We start from the raw sequence: 24769 nt of genomic DNA on the forward strand, positions 1-24769 counted from the left end.
CACCCCGACGACCGCCCGCACCTCTACCGCTGCCGCACCCTGGCCGAGGCGGGGGACGGCGAACCGTCCCGCACCCCGGGGTGTCCGAACGCGTGGTCAGGCCACGATCAGTGAGATCCCGTACGCCACCGCCGCCGCGCAGGCCGCGAAGCACACGTACGCTCCCGTCACCGCGAGGCCGGCCGAGCCGCCCTCCGCGGTGGCCCGCTCCTGGCGGGACAGGCCCATGACGCCGAGGGTGAACAGGGCCACCAGGGCCACCGTGACCACGAGGCTGACGCCGAACACGGAGCCCAGGGCCGCCCAGTCGATGTCCATGCTGTTTCTCTTCCTTAGTACTGAGTACTGGAGTACCGGGTGGGCGGGCTCAGGCGGCCGGAGCCGTCGGCTCGGTGGTGGCGGTCGTGGCGGTGGCCGCCGGGGACGGGATGGTGGCCGTCAGGTCCTCGGCGACCGTGCCCGCCGGGGGCGGGGCGACGGCCGCGATCGCCGTGGTGACCACACCGGGCGGCTCCTCGGTCGCGTTGACGTTCGACGCGTCCACGACCTCCCGGCGGGAGATCTTCCAGATGGCGGCGCTGGAGGCGATCAGGAAGACCGCGACGACCGCGGTGCCCCAGTCGCCCAGGTCGGTGACCGACTCGGCCAGCGCGCCCACCAGGGCGGCCGCCGGGAGCGTCAGACCCCAGGCCACGAACATCCGGGTCGCCGTGGACCAGCGGACCACACCGCCCTTGCGGCCCAGGCCCGCGCCCATCACCGAACCGGAGACGGAGTGCGTGGTGGACAGGGAGAAGCCGAGGTGGGAGGAGGCCAGGATGACCGTCGCCGCGCTGGTCTGGGCGGCGAAGCCCTGCTGCGGCTGGAGGTCGGTCAGGCCCTTGCCCATGGTGCGGATGATGCGCCAGCCGCCGAGGTAGGTGCCGAGCGCGATGGCCAGACCGGCGGAGAGGATGACCCAGGTGGGCGGGTCCGAGTCCGGGGCGACGGCGCCGCCCGCGACCAGGGCCAGGGTGATGATGCCCATCGTCTTCTGCGCGTCGTTGGTGCCGTGCGCCAGGGAGACCAGGCCGGCCGAGGCGATCTGGCCGGCGCGGTAGCCCTTCTCGGCGGCCTTGCCGTCGGCCTTCTTGCCGAGCGTGTAGGACAGCCGGGTGGCGAGCATCGCGGCGACGCCCGCCACGATCGGGGCCGCGACCGCCGGGATCAGCACCTTGGTGACGAGGGCGTCACCGTGCACCGCGCCGAAGCCGGCCGAGGCGACGGTGGCGCCGATCAGGCCGCCCATCAGGGCGTGCGAGGAACTGGAGGGCAGACCCACCAGCCAGGTCAGCAGGTTCCAGAGGATCGCGCCGACCAGGGCGGCGAAGATGACCTCGGGACGGATGCCGGTCTCGTCGACGAGACCCTTGGAGATCGTGTTCGCGACCTCCACGGAGAGGAAGGCGCCCACCAGGTTCAGCGCGGCGGACATGGCCACCGCGACCTTGGGCTTGAGTGCACCGGTCGAGATGGTGGTGGCCATCGCGTTGGCGGTGTCGTGGAAACCGTTCGTGAAATCGAACGCGAGTGCGGTTACCACCACAATCGCGAGGATCAGCGAGAAGTTTTCCATTTACCCAGGCAATCGTTCGAAGTCATTGGTTCGTTGAAGTTAGGTAACCTGAGTGAACGGAAGGTGAACTGAGACGGTCGTCGTGGTGTCCAGATGGACTAGGCCTCGCCAGTTCGTTCGACCGGGCCGTCGTCCCGCTGGCAGGATCGGGGCATGGGTGAACACCTGAGCGACGACGAGCGGCAGGCCTGGGCGGCACTCGTGGCGACCGCCCGCCGCACCGTCACCGACGGCCTGGTCGTCGGCACCTCCGGCAATGTCTCCGTACGGGTCGGCGAGACCGTGCTCGTCACCCCTTCGGGCGTGCCCTACGACCGCCTCGCCCCCGACGACATCACGGGCGTCGACCTCACCGGCCGGCAGGTCCTCGGCACCCTCGTCCCGACCAGCGAGCTGCCCATGCACCTCGCCGTATACGGCCGCACCGAGGCTCGCGCGATCGTCCACACCCACGCCGTGCACGCCACCGCCGTCTCGACCCTCGTCACCGAGCTCCCGACCGTCCACTACATGGCCGGCGCCCTCGGCGGCCCCGTCCGGGTCGCCCCCTACGCGACGTACGGCACCGAGGAGTTGGCCGAGCACACCCTCCACGCCCTGACCGACCGCACCGGCTGCCTGCTGCAGAACCACGGCACGCTCACCTACGGCGCCACCCTCGACCAGGCCTACGACCGAACGGCCCAGCTGGAATGGATGTGCCACCTCTGGCTCACCGCCTCCTCGGTCCCCGGCCGCACCCCGAACCTCCTGACACGGACCCAGGTGGCGGAGGCGGGGGCCCGCCTGCGGGGCTACGGCCAACGGTGAATCCTGGCCGCGCATCCTCCCCCGCCACCACTGGCCGCAAAGAGGAATGGCCAGGACACTGGACGGGTGCGCACTGTCACAGCGACGGCCGCCGCCGTCACCGCAGCCCTGGCCGCCGGCGCCGCCAGTGTCGCCGCCGGCCGACTCGCCAGCGACGCCGCACTCAAGGCGCCGCCCGGCCGTCCCCTGCCCACCGAACCCCGGCTCACCGTGCACGGCACCGCCGCCGGCCAGGTGACCCTCACCCGGCACCTCGCCGCCCTGCGCCCCGGCACCTACGGCCTCGCCGGCGACGGCTCCCACGCGGTCGTCGGCCCCGTCCTGCCCGGCGTCGCCCACTCCGCCGACACGGTCGTCCGCCGCCTCGTACGCGTGACGCACGGCACCCTCGACCCCGGCGACGCGGTCTGGCTCACCCCCAACCTCTACGTCGGCACCCCGAGCGGCACCCTGGGCCTCGACCACGCCGACGTCGACGTACCGGGCGAACTCGGCAACCTGCCCGCCTGGTTCGTCCCCGGCGCCCGCCGCACCTGGGTCATCGCGGTGCACGGCCTCGGCACCACCCGCGAGCAGGCCCTGAACCTCCTCGGCTTCCTGCACCACCGCCGCTTCCCCGTGCTCGCCCTGTCCTACCGCGGCGACCTCGGCGCCCCCCGCCCCACGGACGGCCTCAACCACCTCGGCCAGACCGAGTGGCGCGACCTGGACGCGGCGATGCGCTACGCCGTCCGCTACGGCGCCGAGCGCCTCGTCCTGCTCGGCTGGTCCACCGGCGCCACCATGGCCCTGCGCGCAGCGGCCCGCTCCGGACTGCGCGACCTCGTCTCCGGACTCGTCCTGGACTCCCCGGTGCTGGACTGGCAGTCCACCCTGCGCGCCCTGGCCGCCGCCCGGCACACCCCCGGCGTGCTGCTGCCGCTCGCCGTCCGCGCCGCCCAGGGCCGCACCGGTCTGCACGCCGTCCCCGACGGCCACGGCGACGACCTCGCCGACCCGGCGCGACTGTCCGTCCCGACCCTGATCTTCCACGGCCCCGACGACACCGTGGCCCCCTGGCACGCCGCCCGCCGCCTCGCCGCCCGCCGCCCCGACCTGGTCGCCCTCCACACCGTCGCACAGGCCCCGCACGGCGCCATGTGGAACGCCGACCCCAAGGCCTACGAAGAGGCACTGCGCCGCTTCCTCACCCCCCTCAGCTGAACCGCGCGCCACATCCCCGCCGGACCGGTCCCGACGGTTCCGTTTAAGCCCGTACCACTGGCCTGAACCCGTCTCCTCGCCGCTCCTCGGACCCCGTGCGTTGGCCAGTCCCGTCGCCCGCCGTGACATTCCGTTTGGGTTTTCGGACCGTCAACCGGAAGACTGCACCCGTGACGTCCCGTATCCCGCGCGACTCCAGGCTTCGACTCGTCCGCCCGCGACCCCTGGCCGCCGCCCCCACAGCTGTGAACCAGCGGCGCCCGCGCCGCCCCGCGCCCCGCCCCCCGGAGGGCACTCCGGCCCCGGCGGAGCTGGCCAGAATGGCACGCTCAGGTCTGGCCGCCGCGGCCCGTGTCGCGCGCTGGGCCGACGGCGTCCTCGGCCCCGGCGGCGACGCCGCGACCGCCGACGGCAAGGCCACGCTCTCCGACACGACCGCCGAACGCGCGGCCCGCGATCTGGCCCTGACCCCGGATCAGGTCCGCCACGACTGGGACACCGCCCGGCTGGCGGGCCTCGTCGAGGTGCACGGCGACAGCGCCCGCCCCGGCTGGCGGCTGCGTGCCTGGGACCGCGACGACACCGCCGTACTGCGCGGCTGGGTCGCCCTCTTCGACGCCTGGTCGCTCGCCACCCCGGAACCCGCCGAGGAGGAGCCCGCCGCCGTAGCCGAGGTCGTCTCGGCCATGCCGCAGGTGCTCTCCTTCCTCCAGCTGTCCGCCGGACCCGTCCCCGTGGACCAGCTCCTCGACCTGCTGCGCCAGCGCGTCACCGAGCTGCGCACCGAGCGCTGCGAGGTCCCCTACGCCGCCGACGCGGCCGGCCCGCCGGCCCCCGCCGCCGAGCCCTCCACCGACGACCCGGCGGAGCCCGCCCGGGACGCCGAACTCGCCCCCCTGCTCGACTGGGCCCTCCAGGCGCTCGCCTCGGTGGGCGCCCTCACCTGCGGCGACGGCCAGGCCACCCTCACCCCGCTCGGCAACTGGGCGGTGTGGGTCAAGCTGGAGCAGATCTGCGTCGCCGCGCAGAGCCCGGCCGGCAACATCGAGCAGGCCGCCGAGGACATGCTCCGCGGCTGCGCCCAGCTCCGCCCCAACGCGGCCCGCGCCGAGTACCGCGCCTGGCTCGCCGCCCGCCCCGTCGGCAGCGCCGTCACCGAGCTGCTGGTCGCCGCCCGCGGCGAGGACGCCCTGCTGCGCGGCCTGGCCTTCGAGGCGCTGCGCGTCGTCGGAGCCCCCGCCGAGCCCGACGTACGGGCCGTCGTCGAGGTGGCCGCCCTGCGGCCGTACGCGCTGCTCTGGCTCGCCGAGCACGACGGCGTCGACCCCGAGGACGCCCACGAGGTGCTCACCCGCGAGGAGGCCACCTGGCTGTGGGTCGACACGGCCGCCGCCGTCGCCGACCACGGCGAGGCCCCGATGCTCGTTCGGCACCTGGAGTCCGCGCTGCAGCCGACCGTGCCCGCGCTGCTGGCCGAGGTGCGCGCCGTCGGACACCCCCGCACCGTGCAGGTGCTGGTGGCGCTGGCCGCCGCGCACCCCGACCCGGCGCTGGCCAAGGCCGTCCGCCGGGCCGCCTTCCAGGTGCACACGGGAGGCTGAACCCACACGGTCCGGAGCCTCGATGCAGGGGCCCCGGGCCGTCGGGCCGGTGTCAGGCCTGGATGTCCGGCGCGTACGTGCCGAAGCTCCAGATGTTGCCCTCCAGATCGCGGGCCATGTAGTCGCGGGAGCCGTAGTCCTGGTCCGTCGGGGGCATCAGGACCTCGGCGCCGTGCTCCACGGCCCGCCGGTGGTGCGCGTCCACGTCGTCCACGACGACGTACACGCCGACCGGGCCCGCGTCCTTCATCGCCGTGTCGAACACCCCGCCACGGCCCTTCGTGCCGAGCATCACGGCGCCGTTTCCCTGCACCAGCTCGGCATGCGTCACGGCCCCGTTCTCCCCCTCGTACACCGACAGCTCGGTGAACCCGAAGGCCTCGGTGAGCTGCCGTATCGCCGCCTTCGCGTCGGCGTACAGCAGCGTGGGGTAGACGCTCGGGCGGCCGCTCGTGCGTGTCACGCAGATCACTCCCTCGCCAAGATCGAACACCTGAACCCAGAAAAAGTGCTTGCACGGGCCCGTTAGACTGGCCTCATGGCCATTCTCCTCGCGCATTAGACGGCGGGAACGTCCTCAGCCGCCCAACCCGCCACCGACCCCGCACAGGAGTCTGACCGTGATCTCCGCCTCCGGCATCGAGCTGCGCGCCGGTGCCCGCATCCTCATCGAGAGCGCCTCCTTCCGTGTCGCCAAGGGCGACCGCATCGGCCTGGTCGGACGCAACGGCGCGGGCAAGACGACGCTGACCAAGGTCCTGGCCGGCGAGGGCATCCCCGCCGCGGGCCAGGTCACCCGCTCCGGCGAGGTCGGCTACCTCCCGCAGGACCCGCGCACCGGCGACCTCGACGTCCTCGCCCGCGACCGCATCCTCTCCGCGCGCGGCCTCGACGTCCTCATCCGCAAGATGCGGGAGAACGAACAGCGCATCGCGAACGGCTCGGGCGCCACCCGCGACAAGGCCATGCGGCAGTACGAGCGCCAGGAGACCGAGTTCCTCACCAAGGGCGGGTACGCCGCCGAGGCCGAGGCGGCCACCATCGCCGCCGCCCTCAACCTGCCCGACCGCGTGCTCGGCCAGCCCCTGCACACCCTCTCCGGCGGTCAGCGCCGCCGGGTCGAGCTCGCCCGCATCCTGTTCTCCGACGCGGACACCCTCCTGCTCGACGAGCCGACGAACCACCTCGACGCCGACTCGATCGTCTGGCTGCGCGACTACCTCAAGACCTACCGCGGCGGCTTCATCGTCATCTCCCACGACGTCGACCTGGTCGAGACGGTCGTCAACAAGGTGTTCTACCTGGACGCCAACCGCTCCCAGATCGACGTCTACAACATGGGCTGGAAGCTCTACCAGCAGCAGCGCGAGGCCGACGAGAAGCGCCGCAAGCGCGAGCGGCAGAACGCCGAGAAGAAGGCCGCCGCCCTGCACTCGCAGGCCGACAAGATGCGCGCCAAGGCCACCAAGACCGTCGCCGCGCAGAACATGGCCAAGCGCGCCGACCGGCTGCTCGCCGGCCTGGAGGCGGTCCGGATGTCCGACAAGGTCGCCAAGCTGCGCTTCCCCGAGCCCTCGCCCTGCGGCAAGACCCCGCTGATGGCCGAGGGTCTGTCGAAGTCGTACGGCTCGCTGGAGATCTTCACCGATGTCGACCTCGCCATCGACAAGGGCTCCCGGGTCGTCATCCTCGGCCTCAACGGCGCCGGCAAGACCACCCTGCTGCGGCTGCTCGGCGGCGTGGAGCAGCCCGACACCGGCGAGGTCCGCCCCGGTCACGGCCTCAAGCTCGGCTACTACGCCCAGGAGCACGAGACCCTGGACCCGGAGCGCAGCGTTCTGGAGAACATGCGTTCCGCCGCCCCCGACCTGGACCTCGTCGAGGTCCGCAAGGTGCTCGGCTCGTTCCTGTTCTCCGGCGACGATGTCGACAAGCCCGCCGGCGTCCTCTCCGGCGGCGAGAAGACCCGTCTCGCCCTCGCGACCCTCGTGGTCTCCTCGGCGAACGTCCTGCTGCTCGACGAGCCCACCAACAACCTCGACCCCGCCAGCCGTGAGGAGATCCTCGGCGCGCTGCGTACGTACAAGGGCGCGGTGGTCCTCGTCACCCACGACGAGGGCGCGGTGGAGGCGCTCCAGCCCGAGCGGATCATCCTGCTGCCCGACGGTGTCGAGGACCTGTGGGGCTCCGACTACGCGGATCTCGTCGCGCTCGCCTGATCATCCGTGGTGGATCACCCGTAGTGGATCATTCGGCCCATGGGTGATCCTTCATCTGCGTGAGATCTCCTCGTATCGACGTGTGTCCTACATCCATTTTCCGGCCGATCCCTTTGTCGACAGGGGATCGGCCGTCGTGCGTCTCTGACCTGCTGCTTCGCACGACAACCCGTTCGGCCGTACGAACACCACCGGGCGGAATCACAGGTTCCGGTTGTGCGGACGCGCTCCTGTCGTCAAAACCCTCTCCCACGGACCTTGCCGAATGGGTGGCCATCGGGCCCCGGAGGGGTGATCATGAGGGGACCAGAGCGCACTTCCCATGAGGAGGCACGGGTGGCCGAGACTCTGAAGAAGGGCAGCCGGGTGACCGGCGCCGCGCGCGACAAGCTCGCGGCAGACCTGAAGAAGAAGTACGACTCCGGTGCGAGCATCCGGGCGCTGGCCGAGGAGACCGGCCGCTCGTATGGCTTCGTACACCGGATGCTCAGCGAGTCGGGCGTCACGCTCCGTGGGCGAGGCGGCGCGACACGAGGCAAGAAGGCCGCCTCGTCCTGACCCGGGCGGCCCACCGGCTTCGATGGTGCCACCCGGTCGGTTCTCCGATCGGCCGGGTGGTTACTGTGCAGTCACTTAGCTGTTCACCAGCTGACCGCTGACTGACCGCACGCATCGGAGGCGCCCCATGGCCACGCCCGACCAGGAACTCGTTCCCCTGCTCGACCAGGACGGCGTACGGCTCACCGTCGACGACGCGCTCGCCACGGTGACGCTGACCAACCCGGCCAAGCGCAATGCGCAGAGCCCCGCGATGTGGCGGGCGCTCGCCGAGGCCGGGCGGCTGCTGCCGGGCTCCGTCCGGGTGGTCGTACTGCGCGGCGAGGGCAAGTCCTTCTCCGCCGGCCTCGACCGGCAGATGTTCACGCCCGAGGGGATCGAGGGCGAACCGTCCTTCATCGACCTCGCGCGCAGTGGCGACGCCGAACTCGACGCCGCCATCGCCGGGTTCCAGGAGGGCTTCACCTGGTGGCGGCGCAACGACATCGTGACCGTCGCCGCCGTCCAGGGCCACGCCATCGGCGCGGGCTTCCAGCTGGCGCTCGCCTGTGACCTGCGCGTCGTCGCCGACGACGTGCTGTTCGCGATGCGCGAGACCAGCCTCGGCCTGGTGCCGGACCTGACGGGCACACATCCCCTCGTCTCCCTCGTCGGCTACGGCCGCGCGGCCGAGATCTGCCTGACCGGGCGGTTCGTCGGCGCACAGGAGGCGGTGAACTCCGGGCTCGCCAACCGCGCGGTGCCGGCGGAGGAACTCGACGCGGCGGCACGGGAACTGGCCGCGGCGCTGCTCGCCGCGCCCCGCGAGGCGCTGATCGAGACCAAGGCGCTGCTGCGCGGCGCCGGGGACCGTACCTACGACGAGCAGCGCGCCGCCGAGCGGGCCGCCCAGGCCAGGCGGCTGCGGGACCTGGCCGGCCTGGGCGAATGAGGTGCGCCCGCCGTCAGTTCACCCCCGTCACCAGCACCGTGACCGTCGGGTGATCCGGTAGGGCCCTGCTCACCGCCGCGCGGACCTCCCCGGCCACCTCCACGGCCCGGTGGTCCGCGCGGACCACGATCTCCACGCGGGCGTGCCGGTGCGGCAGGGCCGCGGCGACCGTACCCTCGACGCTCTCCAGGCGAACCGCCCTGCCGAGCACACCGGTCATGCCCGTCACCCCCGGGACGGCCAGAGCCGCCTCCGCCACGACGGCTTCCTCGCCGGTGAGCGGCGGGCCGGCGGGCAGCTGGCCGGCGGGCAGCGGGCCGGCGGGCGGTGCGGCCCGGGGCGGTACGGGCGCCGGGGCGGGCCCGTCGTCGAGCAGGTCCAGCAGGTCCGTCACCCGCAGGTCCACCTCCGTGACCGTCAGACCGAGCCGTCCGGTCGCGGCCGCGGCCAGGGCCTCGCGCAGCCGGGTCGCCGTCGTCGGGAGCGGCACCGTGGCGGACGCCGCGAAGTCCGCCGTCACCCGAAGGGCCCCCGGCGGCAGAGCGCCCGGCGGAGCCGGTACGACCGGTTCGACCCCGTCCGCGGGATCCGCGGCGGACAGCCGCAGCACCCCGAGCCGCACCCCCGGCACATTCCGAACAGCCTCCCGCAGTACGCCGTTCGCCGCCTCCTCCGCGATCCACGCCCCGTCGCGCGGGCCGCCCAGGGGCAGCAGTCTGCCCAGGCCCAGCCGCTGCCGTACCGCACCCGTCGCACTCGTCGACCCATCCATTCCTCCAGCCTGCCGCATCCCCGGAGCGCGGCGGCGCAACCGCGCTTACCGTGGTCGAAGGGACGACGACCGAGAAGGACGTACGGCCATGACTGAGGCAACGGAGCAGGCGCGGACACAGAGCACGGAAGGCGGCACGGAGTCCGTCTCGACCCGCAAGCCGACCCGGCGCGGCGGCGGTGACCCCGCGACCCGGGGACGGACCACCATCGCCGACGGGGTCGTGGAGAAGATCGCGGGCCTCGCGACCCGGGACGTCGTCGGCGTCCACGCGATGGGCAGCGGCATCAGCCGCACCTTCGGAGCCGTACGGGACCGGGTGCCCGGCGGCGGCACCAAGTCCGTGACCCGCGGCGTCAAGGCCGAGGTCGGCGAGGTGCAGACCGCGCTCGACCTGGAGATCGTCGTCGACTACGGAGTGTCGATCACCGAGGTCTCCCGGGACGTCCGGGAGAACGTGATCGCGGCCGTGGAGCGGATGACCGGTCTGGAGGTCGTCGAGGTCAACATCGCGGTGAGCGACGTGAAGCTCCCCGAGGAGGAGGACGAGGAGCCCGAGCCCCGCATCCAGTGACGTACCGGCCGACGAGCGGAGGAACACAGCATGAGCAGGGCCGTGATCGGGATGATCGCCGGCATGGCACTGGGCTTCGCCGGATACTTCGGCGGGTTCGGCGCCTTCCTCCTGGTGGCCGCCCTCGGCGCCATCGGGTTCGTCGTCGGCAGGCTCCTGGAAGGGGACATGGAGGTCGGGGACTTCTTCCGCACACGTGACGACCGACGCAGGTGACGGGCGTGAGCGAGGAGACGGGCGCGGTGGGCCGACGGCCCGCCGACGTCCCGCCGGGTGAGCGCGGCGCGACCCGGATCGCGGACCGGGTCGTGGCGAAGATCGCCGCCCGGGCCGCACTCGAGGCGATCCGCCCGCTGCCCCCCGGAGCGGCCCGCCCGTACGCCACCGTCGTCGTCCGCCCCCACTCCCCACCGAGTGCGAGCGGGGGGACCCCCGTCGACGCCGCGCACCTCCACGTCCACCTGGAACTCGACTACCCCACCGACATCGGCTCCCGCTGCCACGCGGTGCGTCGGCATGTCACCGAGCGGGTAGGCGCGTTGGTGGGAATGCAGGTTCCGGAGGTCGCCGTCCGGGTGGAACGGCTGCACCTGACGACGGCCCCCGGCGCGGCACACGGGAGGACGCGATGAGCGAGCCCCGGGGCTCGGAGGCCACCACACCCCTGCCCGTACTGGACAAACCCACGGAGACGAGCGATCCGCCCGAGGCCGTCGGCACCGGCGAGGTGCACCGCTTCTGGTCCCCGCGCCGCGTCCCGGCGGCGATCGTGGCGGCCGTGCTGGCGGTCGTCACGGGCGCCTTCCTCTACGACGTCTGCGCGGTCCGCGCCGGCCGGTCCGCGCTCGCCTGGCGCCGCGATCTCGCCACGCAACTGGCCGAACGCCCCCTCGACGACACCTGGGTGCTGGTCGGCGCCGGCGTCGCGGCGGCCCTCGGCCTCTGGCTGATCCTGCTCGCCGTCACCCCCGGCCTGCGGGCCGTCCTGCCGATGCGCCGCATCCACCCCGACGTGCGGGCAGGTCTGCACCGGGACGCGGTGGCGCTGGTGCTGCGCGACCGGGCGATGGAGGTCGCCGGCATCCAGTCGGTACGGGTCCGGGCCCACCGGCGCAGGGCCGACGTACGCGCGCTCTCCCACTTCCGCGACCTGGACGCCGTCTACGCCGACCTGGACGCCGTGCTGACACAGGCGATCCAGGGACTGGGCCTGGTCCGTCCGCCGCATCTGTCGGTGCATGTGCGGCGGCCCGGAAAGAAGGGGTGAGGGGCATGCTCGGGACCGTCAACCGTGTGCTGCTCGGCCTCGTCGGCCTGGTGCTGCTCGCCGTCGGCGGCGCGGTACTGGCCGTGGGCCTGGGGGTGTCACCCCCCTCCTGGTGGATCCACGACGGCCCCCACGACGTCCTGCTCAGCACCGCCGAACGCACGAAGTGGCGGGACGAGACCTGGTGGTGGCCGACGGTCATCGCCGTCCTCGCGGTGCTCGTGCTGCTCGCCCTGTGGTGGCTCACGTCCGTGCTGCGCCGCCGTCGGCTCGCCGAGGTCCTGGTGGACACCGGCGACGGCGCGGGCGCGCTGCTCCGGGGCCGCGCCCTGCAGTCCGTGCTCGCCTCCGACGCGGGCAACCTGGAGGGCGTGGCCCACGCCGAGGTCCACCTGACGGGCCGCAGGGACGCCCCCGAGACCCGGGTACGCCTACGCCTGGAACCCCATGTGGACCCGGGAACGGCCCTGAACGACCTGGCCACACAGTCCCTGGCCCACGCGAGGGACTCGGCGGCCCTGAAGAGGCTTCCGGCGGATGTACGGCTGAGGGCGGCGAAACACAAGGCAGCAAGGGTGAGTTGAAACCAACGCTGAGGGGACGCGACGCTCAGAACCCGTGCCGCATCCCGCCGTCCACGGGCACCATGATCCCGGTGAGATAGGAAGCGGCCGGAGACAGCAAGAACGCCGCCACCCTGCCGAACTCCTCCGCCGCCCCATACCGCCGCAACGCGATCCGCGACTCGTTCGCGGCCCGCGTCGCCTCCGGGTCGGCCGACAACCCGTCCAGCTCCCGCACCCGGTCCGTGTCGATCCGCGACGGCAGCAGCCCCACGACGCGGATGCCGCGCGGCCCCAGCTCGTCGGAGAGCGACTTGGCGAAGCCCGCGAGCCCCGGCCGCAGCCCGTTCGAGATCGTCAGCCCCGGGATCGGCTCGTGCACGGACCCGGACAGCACGAACCCGATCACCCCGCCGGGCTCCAGCTCGGCCGCCGCCGCCCGCGCCAGCCGCACCGCCCCGAGGAACACCGACTCGAACGCCGACTGCCACTGCTCGTCGGTGTTGTCCGCGACGAACCCCGGCGGCGGACCGCCCACGCTCACCAGCACCCCGTCGAACGCGCCGAAGGCCTCCCGGGCGGTGGCGATCAGCCGCGCCGCGGCCTGCGGATCGGCGTTGTCGACGGCCACCCCGACCGCGTTCGGCCCCAGCTCGGCCGCCGCGTCCGCGACCCGCTTGTCGTCCCGCCCGGTCACGACCACCTTCGCACCGTCCGCGACGAGCTCGCGCGCCGCCGCGTTGCCCAGCCCGCGCGTGGCCCCGGTGACGACGAACACCCGGTCCTTCAGTCCAAGATCCATGGCCCCTATCCTGCCTTCTCGCCCCCGTACAGGGCGAGGGCGGTGTTCACCAGGCCGAGGTGGCTGAACGCCTGCGGGAAGTTGCCGAGATGACGGCCGGCGACCGGGTCGTACTCCTCCGCCAGCAGGCCCACGTCGTTGGCGAGACCCACCAGCCGTTCGAACAGCTCCCGTGCCTCCTCGGGGCGGCCCGTCTCCTCCAGCGCGTGCGCGAGCCAGAACGAGCAGGCCAGGAAGGTGCCCTCGTCCCCGGGCAGCCCGTCCACCGTCGTACCGTCGGTGCTGTAGCGGCGCACCAGACCGCCGTGGCCGAGCTCGGCGCGGACCGCGTCGACCGTGCCGACCACCCTCGGGTCGTCCGGCGGCAGGAAGCCGAGGCGCGGGATGAGCAGCAGGGCGGCGTCCAGGTCACGGGAGCCGTAGGACTGGGTGAACGTGTTGCGTTCCGGGTCGTAGCCCTTCTCGCACACCTCCCGGTGCACCTCGTCGCGCATCGCCCGCCAGCCCGCGAGGTCCCCGCGCAGCTGCGGGTTCTCCTCCAGCGCGCGGACCGTCCGGTCGGCGGCCACCCACACCATCACCTTCGAGTGCACGAACTGCCGGCGGCCCCCGCGTACCTCCCACAGCCCTTCGTCCGGCTGCCGCCAGTTCTCGCTCAGCCAGCTCATCAGCGCGCACTGGATCGCCCACACATGCGGTTTCGTCGGCAGGCCCGCGGCGCGCGCCAGCGCCAGCGAGTCGATGACCTCGCCGTAGACGTCCAGCTGGAGCTGGTTCACGGCCTCGTTGCCGACGCGTACGGGGCGGGAGCGGGCGTAGCCGGACAGCCAGGGCAGCTCGAACTCGGTCAGCCGGCGTTCACCCCCGAGCCCGTACATGATCTGCAGGTCGGCGGGGTCGCCGGCGACGGCCCGCAGCAGCCAGTCCCGCCAGGCCTCGGCCTCGTCCTGGTAGCCGGCGGACAGCAGCGCGCCCAGGGTGAGGGTGGAGTCGCGCAGCCAGCAGTAGCGGTAGTCCCAGTTGCGCACCCCGCCCAGCTGTTCGGGCAGGGAGGTCGTGGGGGCGGCGACGATGCCTCCGGTGGGCCGGTAGGTGAGCGCCTTCAGGGTGATCAGGGAGCGGATCACGATGTCCCGGTGCGGGCCGTCGTAGCGGCAGCGCGCGGCCCACGCCCGCCAGTCCTCGACGCTGGAACGCAGCGCCTCCCGCGGGTCGATCAGCGGCGGACGCCGTTCGTGCGAGGGGTGCCAGGTCAGCACGAACGCCACGGACTCGCCCTCCCCGACGGTGAACTCGGAGTGGGTGGCGAAGTCCTCGCCCCAGGTGCGCACGGCCGGTTCGCTGCGCAGCCAGACCGCGTCCGGCCCGGCGATCGCCACCCGGTGGCCGTCCGCCCGGCGCATCCACGGCACGATCGAGCCGTGGTCGAAGCGCAGCCGCAGATCGCTGTGGACGGCGACCCGGCCGCGCAGCCCCTCCACGATCCGGACCAGATCGGGATGGCGGTCGCGCTGCGGCATCAGGTCGGTGACCCGGACGGCGCCCCCGTCGGTCTCCCACTCGGTGTCCAGGACGAGGGTGTCGGGGCGGTAGGCGCGGCGGGTGCAGGCACCCTCGACGCCCTTGGGCGCGATGCGCCAGTGGCCGTTGTGCCGGTCGCCCAGCAGACGGGCGAAGCAGGCGGCGGAGTCGAAGCGGGGCAGACAGAGCCAGTCGACCGAGCCGTCCCGGCCGACCAGGGCGGCGGTCTGTTCGTCGCCGATGAGGGCGTAGTCCTCGATGCGGGGGTGCACGCCATTGCGGGTTCCCGTCGGGCCGGGCGGGCAATCAGGGGTGCGGCCGGGGGAGTGACGCGCCGCGCACGGCGTCCCCCGTCCCGGAGAAGATCACTCCGGGGTGGGCGGGCGCCTGGTTCAGCACCCACAGGCCGATCAGGGTGGCCAGGGCGAAGACGACGGCGATCAGCACGGCCAGCACGAGCCTGCGCCGCCGCTCGCGCCGCAGCCACTCGCCGCGCGCGGTGCGGTAGGCGTCGGGCAGGGGGCGGGCCGGCTGCACCCCTCCGGCCAGCGCTTCCAGGGCGTCCCGCAGCTCCCGCTCGGTCCGGGCGCGGTCGGGTCCGGTGTCGTTCATGGCCTCGGGGCCAGGTCCGGTGTCCTTCATCGCCGGGCCTCCATCGCCTGGGTGAGTGCGGCGAGGCCGCGTGAGGTGTGGGTCTTGACCGACCCGCAGGAGATGCCCATCGCGGCGGCGATCTCGCTCTCCTTCAGGCCCAGCCAGTGGCGCAGCACGAGCGCCTCGCGCTGCCGGGCCGGCAACTGCTGCAGGGCGTCGATCAGCACCCGCTGGTCGTCGCGGAGCAGCGCCGCGCTCTCGGCGGAGGCGACCGTCTCGTCGGGGAGCTCCGGCGGGCTCTCCACATGCCGGCGGGCGACCTGGAGGTGCCGTATCCGCATCCGGGTCAGATTGCAGACGGTCGAGCGCAGATAGGCCTCGGCCGCCTGGACGTCCCGCAGCCGCCGCCACTTCCGGTAGATCTGGTAGTAGGCCTCGGCGACCACGTTCTCCGGATCGTCGGCGCCGAGCAGCACGGCGAGCCGCAGCATCGAGGAATAGTGCAGCTCGAACAGCTGGGCGAGTCCGGCCTCGCGTTCACGTTCCGCCGGATCGGTCACGGCGAGCGCGAGCGGCTCGGCGTACGTCTCCGCGACGGGGGCCGGGATCGGGTGTCTGCGTCTCACGGGTGGTTCGCTCCCGTCGTGCGGGGCCGCCTGACGGTCAGGCGGGAGGGCAGGTCGGTGGTGTCGGCGCCGCGGGCGACGCCTAGGCGTTCCAGGGCCGCGGTGCCGGTCACCGCGACGGTCAGATTGAGCAGCAGGGCGGCGAGCCCGGCGTAGATCTCCAGCGGTCCGAACCCGAGGGTCACGATGGAGGAGAACCCCTCGCGGACGACCAGCACGGTCCCGGCCGCCATGCCGGTCGCCCAGCCGGCGAGCAGCGCGCGCGGATGCAGCCGCCCGGTGAACAGCCCCACGGCCACGGCGGGGAAGATCTGCAGGATCCACACCCCGCCCAGCAGTTGCAGATTGACGGCGTCCTGGTCGCGCAGCCCGAACACGAACGCCACCGCCCCCACCTTCGCGGTCAGCGACACCGCCTTGGCGATGCGCACCTGCCGCTTGGGCGTGGCGGTGGGCTGGACGTACTCGACGTAGACGTTGCGGACGAAGCTCGTGGCGGCCGCGATGGACATCACGGCGGCCGGCACCAGCGCCCCCACGGTGATCGCGGCGAACACCAGCCCGGCCAGCGGCCCCGGCATCAGCCGGTCCACCAGCATCGGTACGGCGGCCTCGGCGCCGCCCGCCGGAGCGCGCACCCCCGCCGCGAGCGCCGCGACCCCGAGGAAGCCGAAGAGAGCCAGCAGCCCCGTCCACGCGGGCAGGGCCACCGACACCTTGCGCAGGGTGCGCGGCCCGTCGGCGGCGAACCCGGCGGTGAGGACGTGCGGGTACATGAGCAGGGCGAGGGCGGAGCCGAGCGCGAGGGTGGCGTACGCGGGCTGCTGGGCGGGGGTGAGGACCAGCGGCGAGTGGGCCACGTCCGTGCCCCCGAGCCGCCGCGCCGCGCCCTCGAACACCGGTCCGGGCCCGCCGAGCTGCCGCAGCACCAGCCAGCACACGGCGGTCACCGACACGAACACCGCCACGGCCTTCAGCGCCGAGATGACCGCAGGCGCCCGCAGCCCGTGCCGGTAGGTCGCCACCGCCAGCCCCGCGAACAGCGCCACCATCACCAGGTCCCCGGCCACGCCGCGCGGGTACACGCCCCCGGCGGTCAGTACCGCCCGTATCCCCAGCAGTTGCAGCGCCAGATACGGCATGGTCGCGAGGATCCCGGTCAGCGCCACGACGAGGGCCAGCGGCGGTGAGCCGTAGCGGCCCCGCACGAAGTCGGCGGCGGTGACGTAGCCGTGCCGCCGGGCCACCTCCCACAACCGGCTGAGCAGCACGAAGGCGAGCGGGCAGAGGATCACCGTGTACGGCACCGCGAAGAACGCGGGCGCCCCGTTGCCGTACGCGAGGCCCGGCACGGCGGTGAAGGTGTACGCGGTGAAGACGGTGCCGCCGAGCAGCAGCCAGGTCCACACGGGGCCGAGGGAACGGTCGGCGAGCGCCCAGCCCTCCAGGGCGGGCAGCCGGTCGCTGGGGTGCAGCCGGCGCGCGGTCACGGCGAGCAGCGACGCTCCGCCGATCACGGCGAGGAACGTCGTCGTCATGGCGCCGTCGGCCATGGGTCACCGCCTTTGGTGTGCCTGAGCCCTCACCGGTCAGTTGCGCGGGAGGCGGATTCGGTTGACGGGAACCGGCGGGAAATCCTGCGGAAAATCCTCTGGAAATTCGCTGTCAACCGCTGTCGGGGGGTGGGCAACTCTTGCACAGACCGACAGCGAACGGGAGAGCCGTCCTCGCTGGTACCGGTCGTCGATCTCGCCCGCCTCGGGTCCCGAGGCGTACCGCACCGCCCAGGTGAGGAGCCGCCATGCCTGCGTCAGCCCTGCCCGAAACCGGCCGTCCCGCGCCGGAAAAGTCACGTATGTCACTGAAGTCCCTTGCGCTGTGGACCGGTGTCGCCCTGCTCGGCGCCGTCGCCTGGGGCGTCCTCGCGCTCTCCCGCGGGGAGGAGATCTCCGCGGTCTGGCTGGTGGTGGCCGCCCTCGGCTCGTACGCCATCGCCTACCGCTTCTACTCCCGGTTCATCGCCCGCCGGGTCCTTCAGGCCGACGACAGCCGCGCCACCCCGGCCGAGCGGCTGGAGGACGGGGTCGACTACCACCCCACCGACCGCCGGGTCCTGTTCGGCCATCACTTCGCGGCCATCGCGGGCGCGGGCCCGCTGGTCGGACCGGTGCTGGCCGCGCAGATGGGCTATCTCCCGGGCACGATCTGGATCATCAGCGGGGTGATCTTCGCCGGCGCGGTCCAGGACATGATCGTCCTGTTCCTCTCCATGCGCCGGGACGGCAAGAGCCTCGGCCAGATGGCCCGGGACGAGATCGGCCGGGTGGGCGGGGCCGCCGCGCTGATCGGCGTCTTCGCCATCATGATCATCCTGCTCGCGGTCCTGGCGATGGTCGTCGTCAACGCCCTGGCGGAGTCCCCCTGGGGCACCTTCTCGGTCGCCATGACCATCCCGATCGCCCTGTTCATGGGCTTCTACCTGCGCTATCTGCGGCCCGGCCGGGTCGTGGAGACCAGCGTCATCGGCGTGGCGCTGCTCCTGCTCGCCATCCTCGGCGGCGGCTGGGTCCAGAACTCCTCCCTGGCCCACTACTTCGTCTGGAGCCCGGAGACCCTCGTCTTCTGCCTGGTCGGCTACGGCTTCGTCGCCTCCGTGCTCCCGGTGTGGATGCTCCTGGCGCCCCGTGACTACCTGTCGACGTTCATGAAGGTCGGCACCATCGCCCTGATGGCCGTGGGCGTGGTGATCGCGGCCCCGACCCTCAAGGCGGGCGCGGTGACCGAGTTCGCCTCCACCGGCGCCGGACCCGTCTTCGCCGGATCCCTCTTCCCCTTCCTCTTCATCACCATCGCCTGCGGCGCCCTCTCCGGCTTCCACGCGCTGGTCTCCTCCGGCACCACCCCCAAGCTCATCCAGAAGGAGTCCCAGGTCCGGCTCATCGGCTACGGCTCGATGCTCACGGAGTCCTTCGTCGCCGTGATGGCGCTGATCGCCGCCTGCGTCCTCGAACCCGGCCTGTACTACGCCATGAACTCCCCGGCCGCCCTGCTCGGCCCGACCGCGCAGAGCGCCGCCGAGGCGGTCAAGGGCCTCGGCTTCGCCATCACCCCGGACCAGTTGACCGCCGCCGCCAAGGCCGTCGAGGAGCAGACGCTCGTCGGCCGCTCCGGCGGCGCCCCCACCCTCGCCGTGGGCATGTCGGAGATCTTCTCCAGCGTGTTCGGCAGCGGACTCAAGGCCTTCTGGTACCACTTCGCGATCATGTTCGAGGCGCTGTTCATCCTCACCACCGTGGACGCGGGCACCCGGGTGGGCCGCTTCATGCTCCAGGACATGCTCGGCAACGTCTGGAAGCCGATCGGCCGCGTCACCTGGAAGCCCGGCATCTGGATCACCAGTGCCCTCGTCGTCGGCGCCTGGGGCTACTTCCTCTACGCCGGCGTCACCGACCCCCTGGGCGGGATCAAGCAGCTGTTCCCCCTCTTCGGCATCGCCAACCAGCTGCTCGCCGCGGTCGCCCTCGCCGTCACCACGACCATGCTCGTCAAGGCGGGCAAGGCCCGCTGGGCCTGGGTCACCGGCGCCCCGCTCGCCTGGGTCGTGGCCATCACCTTCACCGCCGGCTGGCAGAAGGTGTTCTCCGACAACCCGAAGATCGGCTTCTTCGCCCAGCGCGACGTCTACGCGGACGCCGCCGACGCGGGCAAGCTCCTGCCCGGCGCCACCGACCTGGACGACATGCACACCATCGTCCTCAACAACACCGTCGACGGCGTCCTCATGGCGGTCTTCCTGCTGCTGGTCACGATCGTCCTGGTCAACTGCGCGGTGGTCTGCGTACGGGCCCTCAGGGCGGCCGAGCCGCTGCCGACGACCGAGACGCCGTACGTCGCCTCCCGCATCGACGTCCCGGAGCAGCGCGACAGCGAGCCGCTGGTGGGGGCCGGCTCATGACCGCCGTACGCAAGGCGGTGAGCGCCCTGCTCTGGTACGCGCGCGAACTGACCGGCGAGGCCGAGTACGACCGCTACTGCGCCCGGCACCGCCGCCACCACCCGCACGCACCGCTACCGACCCGCCGGGAGTACCAGCGGATGCGCACGCTGTGGCGCGAGACCGAGTCCCCGGGCCGCTGCTGCTGACGCTCCTGCGGGGCGGGCGTGCCTCCGGACGGCACGCCCGCCCCCTGCCCTGCGCCGCCCGGGAACGCGATGCGGTGGCGAACCGGGACCGTGATGCCGAGGTCGTGATGGGGAGATGACCGAGACCGTGATGCCGAGGTCGTGATGGGGAGATGACCGAGACCGTGATGCCGAGGCGATCGAGATGCTGAGACGCCGACCCTCCCTGCTGATCCGGCCCGCGCTGGACGACGACCTGCTCCACACGACCCTGGCCGAACTCCGGCCCGCCCCGCAGCTCCACGGGCTCGGCGCGGGCAGCGCCCGCCCCGTCTGGGAGCCCGCGGCCCGGCTGCTGCGCGCCACCGGACGGGACTGGGACCGCAGGGCGCACCGGGTCTCGGTCCTGGCCGGGCAGCTGCCGGCCGTGGTCTCGCAGCGCTGGGCCGCCGACCGGCCCGGCGACGGGGACGCCCTCGTCCTGCGGGCCTGCGTGGAGACGCTCCGCGCGCCCGCCGAGGGCCACGCCGCCGTGCGCGCTGCCGAGCGGACCTGTCTGCGCGCCGCCGACGCCTGTCCCGAGGACCCGACGCCGTGGCTGGCCCTGCTGTCCCTGATGCACTCCTGCGCCGTACCGGTGAAGGACGCGGTGCCCGTGTGGAGCGAGGCGGTCCGGCGGGCGCCGTGGCACCGGACCGCGTACCACCGGCTCCTGGAATACCTCTCCCCGCGCGGACACGGGACGCTCCCGGACATGATGGAGTTCGCCTGGCAGGCCGCCGCCCGCGCACCGCACGGTTCACCCGTGGCCCTGCTCCCCGTCGCCGCCCGCGTCGAGCTGACGGCCCATCGCCGAGCGGCGTCCCCCCTCGACGCCCTCGGCACGAACGTCAACTGGAGCGAGCCGCGCGCGGTCCAGGAGATCGACACGGCCCTCACGGGCTGGTTCCGCACCGCCGCCCCGGCCCACGCCGAGGCCGTCGCCGACCTCAACGTCCTCGCCTTCGCCCTCACCCGCGCCCACCGACCGGACGAGGCCGCCCCCGTCTTCCGGCGCATCGGCCGCCATATGACCCGCCACCCGTGGGACCTGCTGCCCGATCCGGAACGCACCTTCGTGTACTGGCGGGACAGCCTGGCGAGCCACCGCCGGGCCTGAGGGCGCTACACCGGCGCCGGCGCCGCTTCCTTCTCCTGCGCCGAGGCGGCGGCCGCCGCGTCCCGGTCCCGCCGCTCGCGGCGGACCAGGACCACCCAGCCGACGGGGACGCCCGCGGCGAACAGCCACCACTGGATGGCGTACGCGTAGTTCAGCGCCGCGTCCTCGCTGCCGGGCTTGCCGACCAGCTCCGGGGTGTCGCCCTTAGGCTCGGGCGCCGTCTGCGCGATGTACCCGCCGAGCACCTCCGCGCCGAGCCGCTTCGCCTGCTCCTCGCTGTTGATCAGCATGATCTGCCGGTCCGGCAGCCCCTTGAGGTCCTTGATCCCGCTCGCCGCGGTCGTCTCGTCGGGCATCAGCCGCCCGGTCACGGTGACCTGGCCGGCGGGCGGCGCGGGGACCTTCGGGAACGCGGTCTGGCTCGGGCCGTTCGCGGGGATCCATCCCCGGTTGACCAGCAGCACCTTGCCGTCCGTCAGCACGAACGGGGTGAGGACGTGGAAGCCGACCGTCTCGTCGGCGTTGACCCGGCGGCGTACGACGACCTCGTGCGCGGTGTCGAAGGTGCCCGTCGCGGTCACCGCGCGGTAGCGCTCGTCACGGGTGACGGTGTGTCCCGGGGACGTCATCCGCTCCACCGGCACCGGCTTCGCGGACAGCGCGTCGGTGACGAGCTGGTTGCGCGCGGCGCGCTCGTCGTGGCGGTGCATCTGCCAGAAGCCCAGCCGGATCATCGTGGGGATGAGCAGCAGGGCGACCAGCGTGAGGATCACCCACTGCCGGGACAACAGGAAGCGGTACACCCCACGACCGTACCTCCCGGCCGTGGGGCGCTCTCAGCGGGGTGGCGGGTCACACCCGGTCGACGATGCCCGCCCTCCCCTCGGCCCGTGCGCAGTGGGCGCCGCAGTACCAGTGGCCCTCGACCTCGACCCCCTGGCCGATGATCTGGACCCGGCAGTGCTCGCAGATCGGGGCCATGCGATGAATCGCACAGGAGAAGCAGTCGAAGACATGCACGGCGCCCTGCGCGTGCACCTCGAAGGTCATTCCGTAGTCATTGCCGCAAACTTCGCATCTCGCCATGCGCCACAGGGTGAGCCGTCGCCCCGGCGGGGGCGAGTGGGCGGCGGGCGAGTCGCCCGGCAATCACCCGTACGTACGGCTCACCCGCGGGCTCGCCCGCCCACTCACTCGTCGGCCGCCTCGACATCCCGCAGCAGCTGCCCGAACGCCGCCTCGTCCACGACCGGCGTCCCGAACTGCCGCGCCTTCACCACCTTCGACGTACCCGAGTCGGGGTCGTTGGTGACCAGCAGACTGGTCAGCCGGGACACGCTGGTCGCCACATGCAGCCCCGCCTCCGTGGCCCGGTCCTCCAGCAGCTCGCGGTCCACGGACGTGTCGCCCGAGAAAGCCACCCGCATGCCCTGCTTGAGCCTTTTGCCGTCTTCGTACCGCCCCGGGTTCGGGTGCGGACACGCGGGCCGTCTGCGCGACGGCCGCCAGCTGCTCGGCCGGTGGCCGCCGTAACCGCCGCCGCCCTGGCGGCCGATGCGGGGCGCGGGCCCGTCGTTCCATTCCGTCAGCGGCCGGCACTCGTGCAGCGGCAGCCGCACCCCGTCCGCCGCCGCGGCCCGCAGGCTCGGCCGGAACGCCTCCGCGAGCACGCGCGCGTCGTCCAGGGCGTGGTGCGCCTGCCGCTGGACCACACCGAAGTGGGCCGCGAGCGACTCCAGCTTGTGGTTGGGCAGCGGCAGCCGCAGCTCCTTGGAGAGCGCGATGGTGCACAGCCGCTGCTTCACCGGGGCCTCGCGCTCCGCGCGCGCGTACTCCCGGGCGATCATCTGCCAGTCGAAGACCGCGTTGTGCGCGACGAGCACCCGCCCCGCGAGCCGCGCCGCGAACTCCTCGGCCACCTCCCGGAAGAGGGGCGCGCCCTCCAGCACCTCGCTCGTCAGACCGTGTATCCACACCGGCCCCGGGTCGCGCTCCGGGTTGACCAGCGTGTACCAGTGGTCCTCGACCTCACCGCGCGCGTCCAGCCGGTAGACGGCGGCCGAGATGATCCGGTCGTCCCGGGCCAGCCCGGTGGTCTCCACGTCAACGACCGCGTACCCCTGGGGATAGGCGGCCGGCCACTCCGTGGGGGAGGACGCTGTCGTCGTGCGGTCTGCGAGCATGGTCATTGAGGATACGGGGCGCCACCGACACCGCCGACGCACCGGATGCCATCCTCCCTCCCGTGACGGAACGTGAGACGCGACCTGAACCTCCCCACGGCGAGGCCCACGGGGGCACCCTCGGCTCCCGGTTGAACTGGCTGCGCGCCGCCGTGCTCGGCGCCAACGACGGCATCGTCTCCACCGCGGGCCTGGTCGTCGGCGTGGCCGGCGCCACCGACGACCGCGCGGCGCTGCTGACGGCGGGTCTGGCCGGTCTGCTGGCCGGCTCCCTGTCGATGGCGGCGGGGGAGTACGTGTCCGTGTCCACCCAACGCGACTCCGAGAAGGCGGCCCTCGCGCAGGAGCGGCGCGAGCTGCGCGAACAGCCGGAGGCCGAACTGGAGGAACTCACCGAGCTGCTGGAGGAACGCGGCCTCACCCGCGAGGTGGCCCGCGAGGCCGCCGTCCAGCTGACGGAACGTGACGCCCTGCGGGCCCACGCGCGCGTGGAGCTCGGCATCGACCCCGACGACCTCACCAACCCCTGGCACGCGGCCTGGGCGAGCTTCCTGGCCTTCACGGCCGGCGCGCTGCTGCCCCTGCTCGCGATCGTCCTGCCGCCGGCCGACCGGCGCGTGCCGGTGACGGTGGTGTCGGTCCTGGTGGCCCTGGCCTGCACGGGCTGGAGCAGCGCCCGGCTGGGGGCGGCCGCACCGGGGCGGGCGGTCCTGCGGAACGTGTGCGGGGGAGCGTTGGCGATGGGGGTGACGTATGGGGTGGGGGCCTTGTTGGGGGCGGCGGGGGTGTGAGCGCGGGTCCGTCATTCGATGTGCAGGCGGTCCGGCGGAAGGAGCTCGGTGCCGACGACCTGGTCGCAGTCGTACCCCGATCGGTCAACCTCTCCGGCCCCGACAGCAGCTCCACCACCAGCTCCCCGACCCTGGCCAGGGACTCGGCCTGCCTGCTGGTCCGCGGCGGCATCAACTCCCCCGTCCGCGCCTCCACCTCCCCCCGCACCGCCGGATCCAGCTCCGGCGCATGCTCCAGGCTCGCCGCCGCCAGCAGCACGAGCCGCTCCCGGTGCCGGCGCACCTTGTCCGCGCGGCGCAGCAACTGCCGTAACAGCCGACCCCGTTCCTCCACGCGCGCGTGCCCGACCGCCATCCGCACCACGTCGTCCCACTGGTCGTCGTGGGCGTTGCGCACCAGCACCCCGAAGTCGCGGGCCTCGACCGCGGCCTTCGCGCCCAGGTAGTCCTGGAAGGTGCGGTGGACGAAGTCGACGTATCCCGGGACCGGCTCGCGCAGCAGCCCGCTGCGGATCAGGAGGTGGGCGAAGACCTGCTCGGCGTCCCCCTGCTCCCGTACCTGCGGCATCGCCGCCAGCCACTCGTCGAGCAGGGCGACGACCTCGTCCCGGGAGGCCTCCACCTGGCCGTTGCGGATGAGCCAGTACGCGAGGCGCTGGAGCAGGGCCGTCTGCTCGTCGCGGGAGAGGACCACGCCCTCCACGGAGGCGATCTCACGCTCGGTGTCCCGCCGCACCAGCAGCATGTCGAGCGCCGCGTCGTACAACTCCTTGCGGGCCCGGGGCAGTTGCATCGTAGGCGGCAGCCGCCCGGCTCTTGGCGGAGATCGCCAACAAGCAAGCGCATACCCCCGTAAAT

At 73.0% G+C, this 24769-nt stretch carries 27 protein-coding genes and 1 pseudogene; 15 read left to right on the top strand and 13 right to left on the bottom strand.

All coding sequences use genetic code 11. The features are described 5' to 3' along the window. Positions 1 to 96: 96 nt before the first annotated feature. A complete protein-coding gene (locus ABZ464_RS45745; RefSeq protein ID WP_055635691.1) occupies positions 97 to 318 on the bottom strand; it encodes a hypothetical protein in 222 nt (73 codons plus the stop codon). 49 nt (positions 319 to 367) lie between these two features. Next, positions 368 to 1615: an inorganic phosphate transporter gene (locus ABZ464_RS45750; protein ID WP_359287876.1), complete on the bottom strand. Its 1248-nt coding sequence runs from the start codon at positions 1613 to 1615 to the stop codon at positions 368 to 370. A gap of 153 nt (positions 1616 to 1768) precedes the next feature. Here ABZ464_RS45750 and ABZ464_RS45755 point away from each other — a divergent pair, with 153 nt between their 5' ends. The 3 genes from ABZ464_RS45755 to ABZ464_RS45765 all read left to right on the top strand — a co-directional run bounded on the left by ABZ464_RS45755 (position 1769) and on the right by ABZ464_RS45765 (position 5229). Then, a complete protein-coding gene (locus ABZ464_RS45755) occupies positions 1769 to 2425 on the top strand; it encodes a class II aldolase/adducin family protein (protein ID WP_359287877.1) in 657 nt (218 codons plus the stop codon). 66 nt (positions 2426 to 2491) lie between these two features. Next, the gene (locus tag ABZ464_RS45760; protein ID WP_359287878.1) at positions 2492 to 3628 is read left to right on the top strand and encodes an alpha/beta fold hydrolase; all 1137 of its coding nucleotides are present in this window, start codon (positions 2492 to 2494) and stop codon (positions 3626 to 3628) included. 170 nt (positions 3629 to 3798) lie between these two features. Then, positions 3799 to 5229 carry a hypothetical protein gene (locus ABZ464_RS45765; RefSeq protein WP_359287879.1) on the top strand — a complete coding sequence of 477 codons (1431 nt, stop codon included), beginning with the start codon at positions 3799 to 3801 and terminating at the stop codon, positions 5227 to 5229. Between the two features lie 52 nt (positions 5230 to 5281). On the opposite strand, the gene ABZ464_RS45770 is transcribed toward ABZ464_RS45765, so the two are convergent. Further along, positions 5282 to 5701: a VOC family protein gene (locus ABZ464_RS45770; protein WP_359287932.1), complete on the bottom strand. Its 420-nt coding sequence runs from the start codon at positions 5699 to 5701 to the stop codon at positions 5282 to 5284. A gap of 148 nt (positions 5702 to 5849) precedes the next feature. Here ABZ464_RS45770 and ABZ464_RS45775 point away from each other — a divergent pair, with 148 nt between their 5' ends. From ABZ464_RS45775 to ABZ464_RS45785, 3 genes are all read left to right on the top strand, one after another. Next, complete coding sequence (locus ABZ464_RS45775; RefSeq protein ID WP_358993653.1) at positions 5850 to 7448, top strand: ABC-F family ATP-binding cassette domain-containing protein; 1599 nt, start codon at positions 5850 to 5852, stop codon at positions 7446 to 7448. A 336-nt stretch (positions 7449 to 7784) separates the two neighbouring features. Next, complete coding sequence (locus ABZ464_RS45780; protein WP_004002281.1) at positions 7785 to 8006, top strand: helix-turn-helix domain-containing protein; 222 nt, start codon at positions 7785 to 7787, stop codon at positions 8004 to 8006. A 127-nt stretch (positions 8007 to 8133) separates the two neighbouring features. Next, complete coding sequence (locus ABZ464_RS45785; protein WP_359287880.1) at positions 8134 to 8937, top strand: enoyl-CoA hydratase/isomerase family protein; 804 nt, start codon at positions 8134 to 8136, stop codon at positions 8935 to 8937. Positions 8938 to 8950: 13 nt separating this feature from the next. Here ABZ464_RS45785 and ABZ464_RS45790 read toward each other — a convergent pair whose 3' ends face one another. Next, positions 8951 to 9709, bottom strand: a complete 759-nt coding sequence (locus ABZ464_RS45790; RefSeq protein WP_359287881.1) for a nucleopolyhedrovirus P10 family protein — start codon at positions 9707 to 9709, stop codon at positions 8951 to 8953. Positions 9710 to 9797: 88 nt separating this feature from the next. On the opposite strand from ABZ464_RS45790, the gene ABZ464_RS45795 reads away from it, so the two are divergent. The 5 genes from ABZ464_RS45795 to amaP are packed head-to-tail and all read left to right on the top strand — an operon-like array spanning position 9798 to position 12134. Continuing rightward, positions 9798 to 10283, top strand: coding sequence for an Asp23/Gls24 family envelope stress response protein (locus ABZ464_RS45795; RefSeq protein WP_359287882.1), 486 nt, complete (start codon positions 9798 to 9800; stop codon positions 10281 to 10283). Positions 10284 to 10313: 30 nt separating this feature from the next. Next, positions 10314 to 10499, top strand: coding sequence for a hypothetical protein (locus ABZ464_RS45800; RefSeq protein ID WP_133910355.1), 186 nt, complete (start codon positions 10314 to 10316; stop codon positions 10497 to 10499). Beyond that, positions 10496 to 10915, top strand: a complete 420-nt coding sequence (locus ABZ464_RS45805; RefSeq protein WP_359287883.1) for a hypothetical protein — start codon at positions 10496 to 10498, stop codon at positions 10913 to 10915. Before ABZ464_RS45800 ends, ABZ464_RS45805 begins: the two co-directional genes overlap by 4 nt. After that, positions 10912 to 11550, top strand: coding sequence for a DUF6286 domain-containing protein (locus ABZ464_RS45810; RefSeq protein ID WP_359287884.1), 639 nt, complete (start codon positions 10912 to 10914; stop codon positions 11548 to 11550). Before ABZ464_RS45805 ends, ABZ464_RS45810 begins: the two co-directional genes overlap by 4 nt. Positions 11551 to 11555: 5 nt before the next feature. Then, on the top strand, positions 11556 to 12134 hold the full coding sequence (gene amaP, locus ABZ464_RS45815; protein ID WP_359287885.1) for an alkaline shock response membrane anchor protein AmaP: 579 nt from the start codon (positions 11556 to 11558) through the stop codon (positions 12132 to 12134). A 25-nt stretch (positions 12135 to 12159) separates the two neighbouring features. Here amaP and ABZ464_RS45820 read toward each other — a convergent pair whose 3' ends face one another. From ABZ464_RS45820 to ABZ464_RS45840, 5 genes are read right to left on the bottom strand one after another with little or no spacing between them, the layout of a single operon-like run. Further along, entirely contained in the window at positions 12160 to 12915 is a 756-nt protein-coding gene (locus ABZ464_RS45820; RefSeq protein ID WP_359287886.1) for an SDR family oxidoreductase, read from the bottom strand. 5 nt (positions 12916 to 12920) lie between these two features. Further along, entirely contained in the window at positions 12921 to 14708 is a 1788-nt protein-coding gene (locus ABZ464_RS45825; RefSeq protein ID WP_359287887.1) for a glycoside hydrolase family 15 protein, read from the bottom strand. 34 nt (positions 14709 to 14742) lie between these two features. Continuing rightward, complete coding sequence (locus tag ABZ464_RS45830) at positions 14743 to 15078, bottom strand: hypothetical protein (RefSeq protein ID WP_359287888.1); 336 nt, start codon at positions 15076 to 15078, stop codon at positions 14743 to 14745. Then, on the bottom strand, positions 15075 to 15638 hold the full coding sequence (locus ABZ464_RS45835; protein ID WP_359287933.1) for a sigma-70 family RNA polymerase sigma factor: 564 nt from the start codon (positions 15636 to 15638) through the stop codon (positions 15075 to 15077). The genes ABZ464_RS45830 and ABZ464_RS45835 overlap by 4 nt, the downstream gene beginning before the upstream one ends. 14 nt (positions 15639 to 15652) lie before the next feature. Further along, positions 15653 to 17209, bottom strand: coding sequence for a sodium:solute symporter (locus ABZ464_RS45840; protein WP_359287889.1), 1557 nt, complete (start codon positions 17207 to 17209; stop codon positions 15653 to 15655). Positions 17210 to 17457: 248 nt separating this feature from the next. Between ABZ464_RS45840 and ABZ464_RS45845 the strand changes: the two genes are divergently transcribed. The 3 genes from ABZ464_RS45845 (at position 17458) to ABZ464_RS45855 (ending at position 20937) form a co-directional block, all read left to right on the top strand. Next, entirely contained in the window at positions 17458 to 19611 is a 2154-nt protein-coding gene (locus ABZ464_RS45845; protein ID WP_359287890.1) for a carbon starvation CstA family protein, read from the top strand. Continuing rightward, positions 19608 to 19799: a YbdD/YjiX family protein gene (locus ABZ464_RS45850; protein ID WP_359287891.1), complete on the top strand. Its 192-nt coding sequence runs from the start codon at positions 19608 to 19610 to the stop codon at positions 19797 to 19799. Before ABZ464_RS45845 ends, ABZ464_RS45850 begins: the two co-directional genes overlap by 4 nt. Before the next feature lie 184 nt (positions 19800 to 19983). Then, on the top strand, positions 19984 to 20937 hold the full coding sequence (locus tag ABZ464_RS45855) for a hypothetical protein (RefSeq protein WP_359287892.1): 954 nt from the start codon (positions 19984 to 19986) through the stop codon (positions 20935 to 20937). Positions 20938 to 20942: 5 nt separating this feature from the next. Here the strand turns inward: ABZ464_RS45855 and ABZ464_RS45860 are convergent, their stop codons facing one another. The 3 genes from ABZ464_RS45860 to ABZ464_RS45870 form a co-directional block, all read right to left on the bottom strand. Continuing rightward, the gene (locus ABZ464_RS45860) at positions 20943 to 21740 is read right to left on the bottom strand and encodes an SURF1 family protein (RefSeq protein ID WP_359287893.1); all 798 of its coding nucleotides are present in this window, start codon (positions 21738 to 21740) and stop codon (positions 20943 to 20945) included. Between the two features lie 49 nt (positions 21741 to 21789). Beyond that, positions 21790 to 22023 (bottom strand): hypothetical protein, encoded by a 234-nt coding sequence (locus tag ABZ464_RS45865; RefSeq protein WP_078633039.1) that lies wholly within the window; start codon positions 22021 to 22023, stop codon positions 21790 to 21792. Positions 22024 to 22127: 104 nt separating this feature from the next. After that, a complete protein-coding gene (locus ABZ464_RS45870) occupies positions 22128 to 23120 on the bottom strand; it encodes a DEDDh family exonuclease (RefSeq protein ID WP_359287894.1) in 993 nt (330 codons plus the stop codon). Between the two features lie 62 nt (positions 23121 to 23182). On the opposite strand from ABZ464_RS45870, the gene ABZ464_RS45875 reads away from it, so the two are divergent. Continuing rightward, positions 23183 to 23911: a VIT family protein gene (locus ABZ464_RS45875; protein ID WP_359287895.1), complete on the top strand. Its 729-nt coding sequence runs from the start codon at positions 23183 to 23185 to the stop codon at positions 23909 to 23911. Positions 23912 to 23996: 85 nt separating this feature from the next. Here the strand turns inward: ABZ464_RS45875 and ABZ464_RS45880 are convergent. Next, a pseudogene (locus tag ABZ464_RS45880) lies at positions 23997 to 24704 on the bottom strand (ATP-binding protein); the annotation flags it as partial. Positions 24705 to 24769 lie beyond the last annotated feature (65 nt).

This window comes from Streptomyces sp. NPDC005820 (genome assembly GCF_040630255.1).
In the GTDB taxonomy this organism is placed as follows: Bacteria; Actinomycetota; Actinomycetes; order Streptomycetales; family Streptomycetaceae; genus Streptomyces.